The organism is Lactonifactor longoviformis, from assembly GCF_042848515.1.
GTDB classification, from domain to species: domain Bacteria; phylum Bacillota; class Clostridia; order Lachnospirales; family Lachnospiraceae; genus Lactonifactor; species Lactonifactor longoviformis.
This window is the reverse complement of record NZ_AP031453.1, coordinates 2,869,973-2,885,478: the sequence shown is the minus strand read 5'-3', so window position 1 is coordinate 2,885,478 and position 15,506 is coordinate 2,869,973. Positions and strand designations below refer to the sequence as shown.

Annotated in this window: 17 protein-coding genes; 2 read left to right on the top strand and 15 right to left on the bottom strand. The window is 45.9% G+C overall.

Annotation, left to right across the window (positions count from 1 at the left end; all coding sequences use genetic code 11):
* Nucleotides 1–22: 22 nt before the first annotated feature.
* Genes ACGHCT_RS13290 through ACGHCT_RS13280 form a run of 3 tightly spaced genes read right to left on the bottom strand, consistent with a single transcriptional unit; the run spans nt 23 to nt 4,201 of the window.
* The gene (locus ACGHCT_RS13290; protein ID WP_390436245.1) at nt 23–2,437 is read right to left on the bottom strand and encodes a peptidoglycan DD-metalloendopeptidase family protein; all 2,415 of its coding nucleotides are present in this window, start codon (nt 2,435–2,437) and stop codon (nt 23–25) included.
* Between the two features lie 17 nt (nt 2,438–2,454).
* Nucleotides 2,455–2,904, bottom strand: coding sequence for a D-aminoacyl-tRNA deacylase (dtd, locus tag ACGHCT_RS13285; protein WP_390436243.1), 450 nt, complete (start codon nt 2,902–2,904; stop codon nt 2,455–2,457).
* Between the two features lie 7 nt (nt 2,905–2,911).
* Nucleotides 2,912–4,201 (bottom strand): AI-2E family transporter, encoded by a 1,290-nt coding sequence (locus ACGHCT_RS13280; RefSeq protein WP_072852854.1) that lies wholly within the window; start codon nt 4,199–4,201, stop codon nt 2,912–2,914.
* Between the two features lie 162 nt (nt 4,202–4,363).
* On the opposite strand from ACGHCT_RS13280, the gene ACGHCT_RS13275 reads away from it, so the two are divergent.
* Nucleotides 4,364–5,098 (top strand): tRNA 2-thiocytidine biosynthesis TtcA family protein, encoded by a 735-nt coding sequence (locus ACGHCT_RS13275; protein WP_390436242.1) that lies wholly within the window; start codon nt 4,364–4,366, stop codon nt 5,096–5,098.
* A 43-nt stretch (nt 5,099–5,141) separates the two neighbouring features.
* Here ACGHCT_RS13275 and ACGHCT_RS13270 read toward each other — a convergent pair whose 3' ends face one another.
* The 8 genes from ACGHCT_RS13270 to ACGHCT_RS13235 all read right to left on the bottom strand — a co-directional run bounded on the left by ACGHCT_RS13270 (nt 5,142) and on the right by ACGHCT_RS13235 (nt 11,970).
* Nucleotides 5,142–5,774 carry an AAA family ATPase gene (locus ACGHCT_RS13270; protein ID WP_390436240.1) on the bottom strand — a complete coding sequence of 211 codons (633 nt, stop codon included), beginning with the start codon at nt 5,772–5,774 and terminating at the stop codon, nt 5,142–5,144.
* A gap of 112 nt (nt 5,775–5,886) precedes the next feature.
* The gene (locus ACGHCT_RS13265; protein ID WP_072852850.1) at nt 5,887–6,801 is read right to left on the bottom strand and encodes an RluA family pseudouridine synthase; all 915 of its coding nucleotides are present in this window, start codon (nt 6,799–6,801) and stop codon (nt 5,887–5,889) included.
* Nucleotides 6,802–6,808: 7 nt separating this feature from the next.
* Nucleotides 6,809–7,327 (bottom strand): signal peptidase II, encoded by a 519-nt coding sequence (gene lspA, locus ACGHCT_RS13260; protein ID WP_072852848.1) that lies wholly within the window; start codon nt 7,325–7,327, stop codon nt 6,809–6,811.
* 16 nt (nt 7,328–7,343) lie between these two features.
* Nucleotides 7,344–8,435, bottom strand: a complete 1,092-nt coding sequence (aroB, locus tag ACGHCT_RS13255; protein WP_390436237.1) for a 3-dehydroquinate synthase — start codon at nt 8,433–8,435, stop codon at nt 7,344–7,346.
* Nucleotides 8,436–8,446: 11 nt separating this feature from the next.
* Complete coding sequence (locus ACGHCT_RS13250) at nt 8,447–9,247, bottom strand: RNA-binding protein (protein ID WP_072852844.1); 801 nt, start codon at nt 9,245–9,247, stop codon at nt 8,447–8,449.
* A gap of 9 nt (nt 9,248–9,256) precedes the next feature.
* Nucleotides 9,257–9,859 carry a cell division protein SepF gene (locus ACGHCT_RS13245; protein WP_072852842.1) on the bottom strand — a complete coding sequence of 201 codons (603 nt, stop codon included), beginning with the start codon at nt 9,857–9,859 and terminating at the stop codon, nt 9,257–9,259.
* An 18-nt stretch (nt 9,860–9,877) separates the two neighbouring features.
* On the bottom strand, nt 9,878–10,576 hold the full coding sequence (locus ACGHCT_RS13240) for a YggS family pyridoxal phosphate-dependent enzyme (RefSeq protein ID WP_072852840.1): 699 nt from the start codon (nt 10,574–10,576) through the stop codon (nt 9,878–9,880).
* A gap of 11 nt (nt 10,577–10,587) precedes the next feature.
* Nucleotides 10,588–11,970 (bottom strand): HlyD family efflux transporter periplasmic adaptor subunit, encoded by a 1,383-nt coding sequence (locus tag ACGHCT_RS13235; protein WP_084067954.1) that lies wholly within the window; start codon nt 11,968–11,970, stop codon nt 10,588–10,590.
* A 158-nt stretch (nt 11,971–12,128) separates the two neighbouring features.
* Between ACGHCT_RS13235 and ACGHCT_RS13230 the strand changes: the two genes are divergently transcribed.
* On the top strand, nt 12,129–12,341 hold the full coding sequence (locus tag ACGHCT_RS13230; RefSeq protein WP_072852837.1) for a DUF378 domain-containing protein: 213 nt from the start codon (nt 12,129–12,131) through the stop codon (nt 12,339–12,341).
* Between the two features lie 57 nt (nt 12,342–12,398).
* Here the strand turns inward: ACGHCT_RS13230 and ACGHCT_RS13225 are convergent, their stop codons facing one another.
* The 4 genes from ACGHCT_RS13225 to ACGHCT_RS13210 form a co-directional block, all read right to left on the bottom strand.
* Nucleotides 12,399–12,827: a twitching motility protein PilT gene (locus tag ACGHCT_RS13225; RefSeq protein ID WP_072852835.1), complete on the bottom strand. Its 429-nt coding sequence runs from the start codon at nt 12,825–12,827 to the stop codon at nt 12,399–12,401.
* Between the two features lie 120 nt (nt 12,828–12,947).
* Nucleotides 12,948–13,991, bottom strand: a complete 1,044-nt coding sequence (locus ACGHCT_RS13220) for a D-alanyl-D-alanine carboxypeptidase family protein (RefSeq protein WP_390436234.1) — start codon at nt 13,989–13,991, stop codon at nt 12,948–12,950.
* A complete protein-coding gene (locus ACGHCT_RS13215) occupies nt 13,975–14,370 on the bottom strand; it encodes a methylglyoxal synthase (RefSeq protein ID WP_072852830.1) in 396 nt (131 codons plus the stop codon). The genes ACGHCT_RS13220 and ACGHCT_RS13215 overlap by 17 nt, the downstream gene beginning before the upstream one ends.
* Nucleotides 14,367–15,497 carry an FtsW/RodA/SpoVE family cell cycle protein gene (locus ACGHCT_RS13210; protein WP_072852828.1) on the bottom strand — a complete coding sequence of 377 codons (1,131 nt, stop codon included), beginning with the start codon at nt 15,495–15,497 and terminating at the stop codon, nt 14,367–14,369. The genes ACGHCT_RS13215 and ACGHCT_RS13210 overlap by 4 nt, the downstream gene beginning before the upstream one ends.
* Nucleotides 15,498–15,506 lie beyond the last annotated feature (9 nt).

Sequence of the window (15,506 nt, the reverse complement as noted above, 5' to 3'; positions counted from 1 at the left end):
TGACTGACATACATACAAGCCATTAGCGGGGATCTGGAATATAATTCCATGGCGAAACGTAGGTTCCGTTTACACTGACGCCAAAATGAAGATGATACCCGGTGGCCACTCCCGTCTGCCCTACGTATCCAATGACGTCACCAGCTGAAACCTTAGTTCCTTTTTTCGCGCTGGAAGCCCGGCTCTCCATGTGCATATAGATTGTATGTAATCCGTTTCCGTGATCGATTTCTACATAATTTCCCATCTGATAGTGAGAAGAAGCATTTACGATCGTTCCACTTGCAGCAGCCAAAATCAGTGAATTTTTAGGGGCAGCCAAATCTACGCCCTGGTGATATGAACTTGCGCCGCTGGTTGGCTTGTCCCTGTACCCAAAATCACTGGACACCCTTGTGTACGCCGGGCAGGGCCAAAGCATAACGGAGGATACATAATGGCCGTCTGCTCCCACGTACTTATCTCCGATCCACTGTTTCACAGCCATAGCGCCGGAGCTTGTAAGGTAGCAGTCGTCAACCCAGCACCCGGAAGCCATAGCACCGGAGGCGTAAAAGTAATATTTATATTTTCCAATGGTCTGCCATCCGGTCTGCATAGCCCCGCTGCCGTTTAAATAATACCAGGTACTGCCAAGCTTCAGCCAGCCCGTAGCCATAGCGCCGCTGCCGTTTAAATAATACCATGTGCTGCCAAGCTTCAGCCAGCCGGTGGCCATCTTTCCGTCCTCTTTTAAATAATACCAAGTCTTGCCCAGAAGAAGCCAGCCCGTCACTATCTGCCCGTCGCTGTCGTAATAATACCAGGTTCCATCCTCTGCATACCACCCTGTCACCATGGCTCCGTTCTCTTTAAACGTATAATTCTTTCCGGAAACTACAGCTTTTCCGGTCTGGGCGGATCCGTTGGGAGTCAGATAATACCAGATCCCTTCAAGCTTTATCCAATCCGTTTTCATAGCCCCGCTGCTGTCAAGATAATACAGGTCAGCGCCTGACTTAATCCATCCGGTCTGCATAGCCCCGCTGCCGTTTAAATAATACCAGGTCTTGCCGTCCAGAAACCATCCGGTCTGCATGGCCCCGCTGCCGTTTAAATAATACCAGGTACTGCCAAGCTTCAGCCAGCCGGTCTGCATAGCCCCGCTGCCGTCGAGATAATACCAGGTGCTGCCAAGCTTCAGCCAGCCGGTCTGCATTAGTCCGCTGCTGTTAAAATAGTACCAGGTATTGCCAACCTGAACCCAGCCGGTCTGCATCATACCGCTGCCGTTAAGATAATACCAGGCTTTCCCCTGCCGGAACCAGCCGGTCTGCATAGCCCCGCTGCCGTTGAGATAATACCAGTACTTCCCGTCCAAAAGCCAGCCCGTGGCCATACTTCCGTCCGCTTTCAGGTAATACCAGTGAGTGCCGGATTTAATCCAGCCCGTGGCCATCTCTCCCCTGTCGGAAAGATAATACCAGGTATTTCCAATCTTCTGCCAGCCTGTGGCGGCACCGCCGTCCGGCCGGAGATAATACCAGACTCCCTGGAAAAGATGCCACCCTCCGGATAGCATGGCTCCATTGTCTTTAAATAGGTATGTGGTATTGCCTACAACTGCCTTGCCTACAGCCATCTGACCGCTGCTGTTAAGGTAATACCAGGTCTTGCCCAACTGAAGCCAGCCCGTTTTGGCAGTCCCATTGGTATTCAGGTAATACCAGCTGCCGTCTGTATCCAGAAACCATCCTACAGCCATACTCCCGTCCTTGTTAAAAAAATAGAGAGAACCGCCCAGTTCTAATTTTCCCACAGCCATTTTTCCGTCGCTGTAGAAATAATACCAGTGGCTGCCAATAAATTTCCAGTCTGTCACAGAAACGCCGGACTGAAGGTAATACCACTCCCCCTCAAAGATATGCCAGCTGCTGCTGTCGGTCCGAAGATGTCCCTTTATGGGATCAAAATAATAAAGTGTTTGCTCTATCTTTGTAAGCCCAAGACTCAGACTCCCGTCTTCCTGCAGATAATACCGCAGACTGCCTTCGGTGAGCCAGCCGGTGGCTTTGGTCCCGTCCTCCCGGTAAAAGTACCAGATACCATCTTCCTCTGCCCATCCTTTTTTGGTTGTTTGCGCATCCTCATCGGGAGGTACCACCTCCTGGGGAGGGGCTTTCGGCGCCTCTGCAGCAGTCTTGGATTCTGCCTGAAATTCTCCGCCGATGGTTTCCTCAGAGGCTTCTTTTTCCTGTGAATCATGAGGCGCGGGGGAGGATTCCCCGTCCCCAGCTGCATTATCCTCCTCTCCGGATATTTCTTCCGAAAGCGAAGGCTCTTCCCCGGGCGCTGTCTGTTCCTCTGCTTTCCCTGGAACCTCCCCGTAAACCGGTGATATAGCTGAGAAAGTAAGACTGACAACCAGTCCGTACAGTAATAGTTTCTTACGCTTCATTTCTCTGTCTCCTTCTTTTACTCAAAGGTCTTATCATCCAGCAGTATCGTAAAAGGTCCGTCATTGATGAGTGAAACCTTCATTTCTGCACCAAATTCCCCTGTCTGCACAGGGATTCCTGTTTCCCTGATCTTCTGGATCATATATTCATAGAGTCTGTTCGCCTCTTTTGGCTCCCCGCACTCTGTAAAGCTGGGACGGTTTCCTTTTTTACAGTTGGCATAGAGCGTGAACTGGGAGACCAAAAGTATCTGGCCGCCCACATCCTTCAGGGATAGATTGGTCTTACCGTTTTCATCCTCAAAAATGCGCAGCCCGGTCATCTTCTTAATAAACCGGTCCGCAACAGCAGGGGTATCCTCCCTGCCGATGCCTGCAAATACAAGAAACCCCTGTTCGATACAGCCGATGCAGGTATCGCCTACCGTCACAAAAGCTTCTTTTACCCGTTGAATTACTAATTTCATAGCTGTGTTATTTCTCCTCTTTCATTTTTTCCTCTCTCCTGCCTTTTGCCGTTTCCGGACAGGGAACAGGCTGAAGGGTAGCTTCATCGATACAGTCCATCTCCATGTAAGATGCCTCATCCGGAGGAAGCGACTTTTCGGTGAGCTTTTTACTCCTCCAGGACTTAAATGCCGCGTATATCACTGCCATAACAGGTACCCCGATAAACATGCCCAGAATGCCGAAAACGCCCCCAAACAGCAGGATAGCAACGATTACCATAAAACTGGACAAACCTGTGGATTCTCCGAGAATCTTTGGACCCAGGATATTTCCGTCAAACTGCTGCAGGATCAGAATAAAGATAATAAAATATAAACACTGCATAGGATTGACCAGCAGAATCAGGAATGCACAGGGCACGGCTCCCAGATATGGTCCGAAGAAAGGAATCACATTGGTGATTCCCACAATCACACTTACCAGGATAGCGTAAGGGGTGCCGATAAGGCTGGTGCCGATATAACACAGGATTCCAATTATAAAAGAGTCAATAATTTTCCCGCTGATAAAGCCTCCGAATGTCTTATGCACAAAACGAAGATTAGAAATCATATGATTGGCCTTATCCAGAGGTAATATGGAATACAAAAACATCTTCCCCTGGCCGATAAATCCCTCTTTGTCCGCAATCAGATAGACAGAGATAATAGCGCCGATTAAAATATTTTTCAGAAATATTAACACATCAAAAATCCCGGAAGATAGCTGCTGGAGCAGATCTTTCAGCTGGGGCAGAAGATCCTGGGTCAGCCATACCTCTGCCTTGGAGGAAAGGCGGGTAAACATATCAAATGCCGTGGCCTCTAAATCCGGATTGTCTTCCAGAAGTCTTTCGATCCAGTGTTCAATATTTTGAATATACCTGGGGGAGTTATTGATGATATTAATAATACTGTCAATGATAGACGGCACAATCATAGCAATCAGGGTATAAATAATGGTCCCCGCAAAAATCAAAGCCAGAAACACACAGACATAGCGGATGACTCTCTGCTTTCTCCTGTTCAGGCTGATCTTTTTCCTTTCCAGGGGTTCAAAGATGCACTTGTGCTCCAAAAAGTTTACAATAGGGCTTAACAGATAGGCTATGACGGCCCCGCAGATAACAGGCATCATAATGTTTTTGATAATATGAATCCCATGAAGCAGAGTATTCATATGAAAGATTCCAAAATAAAAAAGCAAACTTGCACATATTACAAGAAATGCGGTAATTCCCCAATGAAGATATTTATTGTCCCAACGAAATTTCATAACAGCCTCCAATTGATAATAATCCCCGGGAGTAAAAACACTTCCCGCAGACGCTAAAAGTATATCACAAATTTATGACTTTGTGTTGCAAAAATGTAAAAAATGTATTTCTTTTTTCTGTCGGGTAAGATATAATACTTATGGCTAATTGGAGGAAAAGAGATGAAATTACAACAATTATTGAGTTATACAAGAAAAGCAGTGGATGAATACCAGCTTATAGATCCGGGAGATAAAATTGCAGTAGGAATTTCCGGGGGAAAGGACAGTCTGACCATGCTCTATGCGCTCCACGGTCTGAAGCGTTTTTACCCCAATTCATTTACGATAGAGGCAGTCACCGTAGATTTGGGCCACCCTGGGTTCTCCACAGAACCTATGGCAAATCTCTGCAGAGAGCTTGAGGTTCCTTATACAGTGGTACCCACTCAGATTGCACAGATTATATTCGATGAGAGAAAGGAGAGCAACCCCTGTTCCCTCTGCGCCAAGATGAGAAAAGGAGCATTGAATGAAGCTGCAAAAAAACTGGGATGCAACAAAGTGGCTTATGCCCATCATAAAGATGATATTGTTGAGACAATGCTGCTGTCGTTGATTTTTGAGGGAAGATTTCATTCTTTCTCTCCCAGAACTTATCTGGATCGTATGGATCTAACGGTCATCCGTCCCCTGATGTTTGTGGATGAAGCGGATGTCATCGGATTCTGGAATAAGTACCGTCTGCCTGTGGAAAAGAGTCCCTGCCCGGTGGACGGCTATACAAAAAGACAATATGCCAAAGAACTGGTGAAGACATTGAGTAAGGAACATCCGGGAGCAAAGGAACGAATGTTTACCGCTGTTTTAAACGGCAATATACAGGGTTGGCCACAGCGGATGCCCCGCATAAGATGAAAGAAGAGACGGTTATCATCCCGTCTCTTCTTTCATCTTAGCTTTACTTTTTCTGATGCGCGTTTTTAACTTCAATCGCTTTCTTGATTAACTCCACACAGCCCTCCATTCCAAGGACCCCGCTGTCCAGACACATATGGTAGCCATTGGCATCTCCCCATTTTTTGCTGGTGTAATAATTATAGTAGCTGGATCTTTGTTTGTCTGTCTTGTGGATCTTATCTTTGGCAGCCGCATCCGTGAGCTCATATTTTTTTGCAATTCTTCGGATTCTCTTATCCAGATCCGCATGGATAAAGACACTCAGGCAGCCCGGATAATCAGACAGTGCATAATCTGCGCAGCGGCCTACCATGACACAGGATTCTTCTTCCGCAATCTTTTTAATCGTCTCGAACTGAGCGAGGAAGACTTTATGGTTAATGGGCATATCCGTAAATGCGGCTGATGAATAGCCAAAGGAATATGTATCCATTACCAGAGAGTAGAGAAAACTGTTTGTAGGTTTCTCATCATGATTCTGAAACAATTCCTGGCATAAACCGCTGTCCTTGGAAGCTCTGTCCAGCAGTTCACTGTCATAATATTTAATGCCCAGCTCTTCTGCTAACCGCTGTCCGATTGCTCTTCCGCCGCTGCCATACTGGCGCCCGATTGTAATTACTGTGTTTGCCATAAGCACACACTCCTTTCCTGTCATTTCCCTCCGTGTACCGACAAGTTTTCCAAGGTTAGTACACTAGTAATCTATATATATTATATCGCATTTTATGCAAAATGTATATACATTATCTCAATCTATCCAGAATTTCAGAAAAGTATTCAGGTAGAGGGGCTGTAAACTCCATATATTCAGAAGAAACGGGGTGCAGAAAGCCCAATATCATTGCGTGCAGTGTCTGGCCCCGGAGACCAGGAAAGGGGCATTTTTTAGGACCATATACATCATCTCCCAAAAGAGGATGGCGTATGCTGCTCATATGCACACGTATCTGATGGGTGCGCCCGGTCTCCAGCCGGCATTCGATGTATGTGAACGAACCAAAGCGCTCCAGTACCCGGTAATGGGTAACTGCCGGCTTACCGTTTTTCTGGGTAACTGCCATTTTTTTTCTCTCGGTGGGATGCCGGCCGATATCTCCGGTTACTGTGCCCTCATCCTCCTTTAGGTTGCCGTGAACAATGGCCCGGTATCTTCTGGTAATGGAGTGGTCCTTTAGCTGCATGGCCAGGCTTTGATGGGCACGATCTGTTTTGCACACCACAAGAGCCCCCGTTGTATTCATATCGATTCTGTGAACGATACCCGGACGGAGAACCCCGTTAATCCCGGACAGCTGACCCTGACAGTGAAAAAGGAGTGCATTCACCAGTGTATGGGAGTAATGTCCTGCACTGGGGTGCACTACCATACCTTTGGGCTTGTCCACAACCAAAAGTTCACTGTCTTCATAGAGAATCGACAGCGGGATGTTTTCCGGCTGAATGTCAGGCTCCTTCTGGTCTGGTATCTCTATCGTGATCGTATCCTCGGGCTGGATTTTATAGTTTGCTTTTAAAGGCTGTTCATTTGCCAGAACACAGCCCTCCTTAATGACTTTTTGTATATAAGACCGGGAATACCCGGGAAGCAGAAGGGAAAGATATTTGTCAACCCGCTCTCCTGCCTCGAATTCCTCTACTTTATAGTTATACTTTTCCATGGACGGTTTACCGCTCCCTTTTCTTTAAAAACTGGAAGTCTTCTTCTTTGTAATAAAAAATCACATAGATGAAAAACAGCACGGCAGAGACTGTCACATAGATATCTGCCACATTAAATACCGGAAAATTAATCAGTGAGATATAGACGAAGTCTACCACATAATTTAAACGTACCCGATCCAGTACATTGCCCACAGCTCCTGCAGTAACTGTTACGGCCAATATATGCATAGGCAGGTAATGTCTGGTCTTGGGCATTTTCCAGTATGCAGCTGTGGCCGCCAGGAAAAACACTGCGGCGATCAGTACAAAGATCCACTGCTGGTTTTGAAGAATGCCAAAAGCAGCCCCACGGTTTTCTAGATAATGAAGCGTGAGGACACCGGGAATCAGATCAATATCCCTCTGCCCGGCCAAATGCTCCACTGCAAGGGCCTTGGTCCACTGATCCAGCCCCACCAGAAGCAAAAGGGCAGCAAACCCGGCCAAGATAGCCTGTATTCTAATTTTTTTCTGATGTTCCATAACAATTTGTCCTTTCCTAAACAGCGTCGATTACGGTAATCGCATCCAGAAGCTCCTCATCTGTAACCGAGGTGTCTATCACAGCATGCCCCATCCTGTCCATCAGTATAAACTTTATCCGGCCGTGCTCCATTTTTTTATCGGATTTTGTTGCGGAAAGCACCTCCTCAGGGGAGAGTCCGCCGACTCTTACCGGAAGGCCGAAAGCTCTTAAATCCTTTTGCATCTTTGCAAATTCTTCTACTGTAATGTATCCCTTCTGAAAGGACAGGTAGGCGGATGCTACCATTCCAAGGGCCACACACTGGCCGTGCAGGATGGAAAAGTTCTTAAGTTTTTCTACGGCGTGCCCTATGGTATGTCCCATATTCAAGACAGCCCGCTCTCCTTTTTCCGTAGGATCGTTTTCCACTACTGTTTTTTTAATGACACAGCTGCGGTAAATCATCTCTGTTAAGACCTCAGGGACTCTCTTTAAAATCTCTTCTCTGTGAAATACCGTCCAGGCATAATAGGAGTAATCCCGAATCAGGCCGTGCTTTAAAATTTCACCCATTCCGCAGGAGAACTGCTCCTCGGAAAGACTCAAAAGGGCAGAGACATTCATATACACCATCACCGGCTGATGGAATGCCCCCACCATATTCTTATATTGATCGAAGTCCACTCCTGTTTTCCCGCCGATGCTGCTGTCTACCTGAGCAAGAAGGGTGGTTGGAACCTGTACAAACGCTATTCCTCTTAAGTAGGTGGCTGCTGCATAACCGGTCATATCGCCCACCACACCGCCGCCTAACGCCAGCAGAAGATCTTTTCGGTCATAGTGATTTTCAATCAGATGTTTATATATTTTCTGAATCTGAACCAGCGTCTTATTCTCTTCCCCTGCCGGGATGATATGGGCAGTAACCTCAAAGCCGCTGTCTCTCAGCCCTTTGGCAGTTTCCTCCAGATACAAAGGTGCAACATTACTGTCTGTTACAATACATATCTTTTGAAAACTCTTCCCCAATGCCAGCAGCTTCTCCGGAAGCTTCTGTAAGCTTTTCTCAAAGTAAATAGAGTACGCAAATTCACCCTTCCGCTGTACTTTTAATTCCTGATACATGCTCTTGTCTCCTATCTGTATCGGTACAGGCAGATACTGTACCTGTTCTTTTTCGTCTGCTTCAATACCCGGGAATACTGAAATTTCCCCATTCCCCGCACGGAAATAATATCTTCTTCTTTTAGCTGATAGCCGTTGGAAACCACCATTTTCCCATTTACAAATACTTTTCCGGTTTCAATGAAGGGGAGCATCTGGCTTCTGGATGTGTGAAAAGCCAGTGCCAGAACTGCGTCCAGACGCACAGATGCCACAGTACCTGTAATTTCTTCCCGTTTTCTCTCCGGAAGGCCGGACAGGTCCGGAATCTTCCGGGCTGTCACACCTGTATTCCTGATTCTGCACAGTTCCCCGGAAATAAATTCCGTAAGTGATCTGTGGCAGAACAAATAAGCCTCCTTTTCATCCACCAGAATGTCACCCAGCTTACTTCTCTGGATGCCGAGATTGACAGCTGCTCCCAGGTAATCCCTGTGTGTGAGCGGTTCCGCGTATCTCTTTGCAAGAGGACGGATGCAAAGACAGTCCATTGGGTATTCCCATCCATTCCCCAGGCAGATGCCCCGGACTGTCCCTTCAGAGGGACGCAATACATAAGAAAGAGCATCAGGGATGAATGCTGCCATCTGACGCTCTGCTAATTCATACCCACCGCAGGTCTTCAGAGTTACCCCCAGTTCCCGGTAGTTAATATGATTTACCATATGTAGTTCGTTCAAATCCAGGAAATCAGAAAATGTTACAACATCTCTCTGATAAGCATTCTGACATAATTCCCGGATTCGCTTTATGAATTGTTCTTCTTTTTCCATAGATTATCCTTAGAACTCGGTGCGGATTGACGGAAAGTCAAATGCACCGCTTAAGATTTCCTGAAAATCGCCGGTAATATCCACATCAGCAGGTGTTAAAATAAAGATGTAGCTGGATACCTTCTGAAGACTGCCGTTGATGGCATAACAGGATCCGGAAGTAAAGTCAATAATTCTCTGGGCCACTTCCACGTCCAGTCCCTCCAGATTTAATACCACGGTACATCCTGCCAGCAGAGTATCCGCGATTTCCCTGGTGTCCTCCATTGACGTTGGCTTAATCACACAAACCTCCATTGCACTTGATACTTTTTTAGTATTACGCATAGGCGTAACCTTAGATGAAGCTGCCTTAGGCTGCTTGGCAGGCCTTGCACTGCTGGGAGCAGCAGTTGCCGCTTTCTCTGCTTTGGCCGCTTTTTTGGCTTTATGAAAAGAGGTTACCGGTGCCGGGTCATCATAGAACTCATCGTCATCTTCTTCCTCCAGCTTCTTTAAGAAACGTTTTCTTGGCTTCTCCTCTTCGAAGTCGTCTGCATCATCAAAAAATTCATCATCGTCGTAATCATCATTTAATTTGATTGCATCTAAAAACTTATCTAAAACGCCCATTATTTAATCTCCATTCTTTTATACTGCTGCGTAATTACGCTCACCAAAGATGCCTGTCCCTACACGGACCAAGGTAGCCCCTTCTTCAATCGCCACCTCATAATCTCCTGTCATACCCATGCTCAGGACATCCATAGTAACATTATTCATGTTTTCCCCTTTGATGTCAACACTTAAATTCTTTAATTTCCTGAAAATTTCCCTGTTATCTTCTGGATCTTCAACGTACGGCGCTATCGTCATAAGTCCTTTTACGGCAATATTTTGCAGTTTTGCCACTTCCTGTATAAGGGGAAGTGTCTCTTCAACAGAAACTCCGAACTTGCTCTCTTCCCCGGCTACGTTTACCTCAATAAGCACCGGCATAACCAGCCCTTTTTTCTCAGCCTCGTGATGAATGGTCTCGGCCAGTCTGAGGGAATCCACAGAGTGAATGAGACATGCTTTATCGATGATGTACTTCACCTTATTTCTCTGGAGATGACCAATCAAATGCCAGTGCAGATCCTTGGGAAGCGCCTCGTATTTAGATGTCAGCTCCTGCACCTTATTCTCTCCAAAATCTTTTACGCCAAGGGGAAGCAGTTCCTCGATAAGGCCTGCAGGTTTTGTCTTGCTGACTGCTATAAGGGTAACCTCACTCCTGTCTCTGCCCGCTTTTTGGCAAGCTCTTTGTACTTTCTCTTCTACTGCTTTATAGTTCTCTTTTACATCCATGGTATCATCTCCTAATATAAAATATCTTCTTCTTTCACAGAATTGCCGTTCAGTACAATATGATCAAACTGGGCAATTCCATAGGAAGTATCTTTATCTACAATACAGTACTCATCGTTCTGATCCAGAACAGAGATTTTGCGGAAGACGGCGTATCCTTTATTCATACTGTATACACCTTCCAGTTCTGCAGTCTCGCCAATGACATAATTCTGGCTGGAATCCTGCTTTACGATGACATCCCCCTTTTTGAAATCAGACGTTTCTACATAGTAGCTGCCGTCTTTTAGCTCATAGAGGGTGGTACTGATAAACTCTGTGGTAGTCTTTCCGCCTTTTCCTTCTCTGCGGACCAGGAAGCCCGCTTCCTGCTGGTTGTCCCCCTGGGTTTTAAATTCCTCCGGAATGAGGTAGAATTCCTTGCTGACTACAGAGGACATGGGTATTTTTAACCCGGTCTTTGTGTTGGTTACCAGCTCTATCTCTAGAAAGCGATCCGAGGCATAGCGCACCATGCCGTTGCTCAGATCGATTTGTCCGTATTTTCCGTCTTTTTTTTCCACTATGGAAAAGCTTCCCACCTGAGTGGCTCCATCCTTCAGAAACTTGACCTTAATGGCCGTCCTGTCTGCCAGCTCTGCGGCCTGTTTGTCGGTCAGCGGAATCATAAGGGTCCAGTTTTCATCTGTGACCAGCTTGTACACCGGTTCCCCTGCCTTTACCTGGGAATCTGAGAGCAGATGATTCTGCTGGTAGGACATCTGGCTGAAGCTGTCCCCTGACACGTCCTCAGGAGTTAAACTCTCGTACCCGTCCGTGGAATACAGGACTACCCCGTCATAAGGGGCATTGTATATGGTCTGTGTGCCAAAGGTTGCGGACACAGAACCCGTATCCTCCCCCGAGGCCCCTATACCTGCGGATTGAAGAATGGTTCCCTCAATCTCATATTTCAGGCTGTATACGTCGTGAAAAGTATCTGAGCTGAAATTGTTGGCAAATTTGGCAAGCTGTGATCTGATTTTTTCCAGATCTTCCTCATTCAGCTCCATATCCGCAGACTGTGTCTTAGTATCTCCAACCGAGTATATTGTGCCTGCCTTACGTACTTTACTTCCTTCTCTGGCATAGTAGGTGACATAGCCGGGGCTGTCTGCCGTTACCACTTCCTCTGTTCGAAGAGCCAGTGCCGTGTAGGTCTGATTCTTAGCCAGGGGACCTGCTGTCACCTGGTATGAGGTGACGTGGGTGGAGGTGACATAGAGAAGAACCGTGATCAGCATATAGATAAAAAGTGCACCGAAAATCAAAGTGCCTATATTTAGCGTAAGCAGCTTTTTTGCGCTTGTAATAATCTTTTTCAGTGTTTCAAGTATTTTATTTCTGACTGACAAATTGATAGTCTCCTTCTGTCTGGTACAATACTTTTACATCAGTTAACATTGTACCATTTTCCAACTTTAAGTACAACATGGAATTTCGAAAGAAAAAAATGGTATGAAATGTGTTTTTCTGGTAAAAATATAGGATAAAGAATAAGGAGGTAGTCATTATGCGTTCAAAAGGAATCGACTATACAATACTTGTAATTGCAATTATCGGTGCAGTGAACTGGGGGTTAATCGGATTCTTCCGCTTTGACCTGGTTGCATTTTTATTTGGAAATATGTCCTGGATTTCAAGGATTATTTATGCTGTCGTAGGACTCTGCGGATTATACTTAATCAGCCTCTTCGGCAGAATCGGCAATATGGGCCAGGAATAAAAAAACAAAGGACTGTCGCAGGTTTTTGCAGCAGTCCTTTGTTTTTTATTATGTGTATTATAATGATACAATAATCTTATCCTTCAAATCTTCTGGCAGTTCGTCGGCATCTTTAGAAACGCTCAGGGTAAACGTAATAGAAAACTCTTTGCCAATGGCTTCAATCTGTCTGATTGTACCGGCGATGTCACCATCCTCCATCTGTTCTAATTTTGAAATATTCAGAAAGCTGTCCAGATACATTTCCTCCAGATCGTGATCCTGTGAAATAATACCGCAGATAAAACCTACAAACTCATCAGGATTCTTAAGTGGAAAGGTAGATACATCAATTAACCTTACTTTATTATTCAGCTCGTACATGTGCTTTACATTCTTGTCCAGATATACCACGCTGCCGTTGGCTGATTTGATCGTTTTATTTACCCTGTCCAATAGTTCTTTTGTCTTTCCTTTTCCCTTTTTGCCTACAATTAATTGAACCATCGCAATTTCCTCCTTGAACCTACGTAATATGTATTTATGCCAAAATGTTAGTTCTGTTAGGTACAATTATAGTGTATTTAAACAAAAAAAACAATGGCAAATCTGAAATTTTATGAAAATTTACGAATTTATTTTCTGGAGCAGAGAAGTCATCTGATCATATAAAATAGTTTTCGTTTTGGCATTCAGCACGATGGAAATGTATGGCTTTCCATAGGCATTCTGGGATACAATGGCCAGACACGCACCTGCCTGACTGGTGGTTCCTGTTTTGCCGCCCAGGATCGTCACATCCTTAGGAGTTGAAATCTCTCCGGTAAGATATTTATCGGTGGCCTCTAGGGCAATCCGCCCTTTCTCTCCGTTGGCCTTTTGGTACGTAAGGGTATAGGAACTCATCTGGGATATGGCGGTGAATTCTTTGTAGGTAATCGCTTCATTGAGCATTAGGTAAATATCATACGCAGTCGTATAGTGGTCCGGATCGTGGAGTCCGTGAGGGTTTACAAAATGCGTTCCGGTGGCCCCGAGACGCAGAGCCTCCTCGTTCATCATCTGTACAAACGCGTCCACACTGCCCCCTACCTGACGGGCAATGGCCATGGCCGCGTCATTACCGGAATACACAAGGAGCCCGTGAAGAAGCTCATCCATAGAAACCTTATCTCCTGCTCTAAAGCCGCAGAGCTGTGCCCCTTCTTCCAGTGTGACGTCTTCCTCTTCAATGGTAACAACATCATTCATATTGCCGTGCTCCAGCGCCAGTATGGCAGTCATCAGCTTCGTAATGCTGGCAGGATATGTCTTCTCAAACATGGACTGGGAAAACATCACTTGTTTTCCATCCACATCCAGCAAAGCGGATCGCTCGCTGTTTTGAGGCGTGATTCCCTCCAAAGATATATCTCCCGATGCCACACATAGGTTATAGGCCATTCCCTCAGCCACCTGTGCAGTGTCATCTCCGGATTTTCCGAATACTTCTGTCTGCAGGCTGTAGGGGAGTACCTCATCCAGCGCTCTGTCCTTTTGAAACATCATGATACTTAACGCACCGGCCAATACCACGATCACCAGGAAAAGACTTAAAAATATAGTCCGGCGCACTTTGCGCCTTCGCAGCTCCCTGCGGGATCTTTTTCTGTTTTTATCTGTACATTTCACGCCAGTCTAACTCTCCTCTGTCCAAAGACTTAATCAGTAATTCCGCTGAAGCCAGATTGGTGGCCAGTGGTATGTTGTGAGTGTCACAAAGGTGGAAAATACGGTTGACATCCGGGTCATGCCGTTTCGGAGCCACGGGGTCTCTCAGGAAAATAATGAGATCCATCTGATTTTGCTCAATCAGCGTGCCAAGCTGCTGTTCTCCCCCCAGGTGTCCGGCGATAAATTTGTGAACCGGCAAATTAGATGCCTCTTCGATCAGACGGCCGGTAGTGCCTGTGGCATACAGCGTATGCCTGCTCAAAATGCCCCTGTAAGCTATGCAGAAATTCTGCATCAGTTTTTTCTTTGAATCATGCGCGATAAGTCCTATATTCATGATATTTGACCTCCTATATATGTTTTACTTTTTTGCAGTCCTACGTTTAAAACCAAGCCCATACCAATATACAGACTGACAATGGAAGTCAGTCCATAGCTTACAAACGGCAAAGGGGTCCCGGTGTTGGGCATCAGGCCGGTAGCCACACAGATATTGATAAAGCTCTGCAGGCCGATAACGGAGCCCACCCCGCAGCAAATCAGCTTACCCGACAGGTCCTTGGCCCTTCGTCCCACGAATACACATTCAAAGATAATAAGCAGCAGCAGTCCTACAATGCAGCAGCAGCCGATAAAGCCCAGTTCTTCCCCAGCTACGGCAAAGATAAAGTCTGTCTGTATCTGGGAAACGAAATTTCCTTTGTTGGCAGAGGAGACCTCGTTGTTGTCCAGGCCCTTCCCGGTCAGCTGACCGGATCCAATGGCAATCTTAGAGTTTTCCTGCTGTGCAATATCATCTGCGTACTCTTCATTTTCAGGATACAGCCACGACATAATACGATCTCTTTGATAATCCTTGAGCAGTTTTTGGTCCGGCTGTACAACAATGGTCAGAAAAATAACAGCCAGAGGTATGGTGATGAGCAGAGCACCGCCGATTATCTTATAGCTTAGCCCTCCAATATACAATAGAATACAAAAAAGTATAACAACCGTAATTGTATTTTTCAAGTCAGGCTGAATAAGAATAAGGACAAGGGGCACAGCGAGAAGTATTAATGACTGCACCAGCGTCCGAAACGTATTCAAGTCATCCTCGTGTTCCATAAAGTATTTTGCAAAGAACATAATTAAAAGAATCTTCGAGAGCTCCGTGGGCTGAAAGCGGATGAATCCAAGGTCAATCCAGCGGGTTGCTCCTCCGGCGGAACTGCCGAAAAGCCGTACGGCCAGAAGCATAATAATATTCCCGAAATAAATGATCCAGTAAAAATTCAGGATCCAGCTAAAATCCATCAGGGAAAGAATCAGCATCACGGCAAGCCCCATTGCCACTCCCATTACCTGGCGGCTCTGCAGTGAATGCTGGGCACTTCCCACAAGGAGAATACCCACTCCGCTGATGGCAATCAGCCATAGAACTAATCTGAAGTTGTAATCTTTTAATTTGTATTGTTTTAACATGTAGTCACC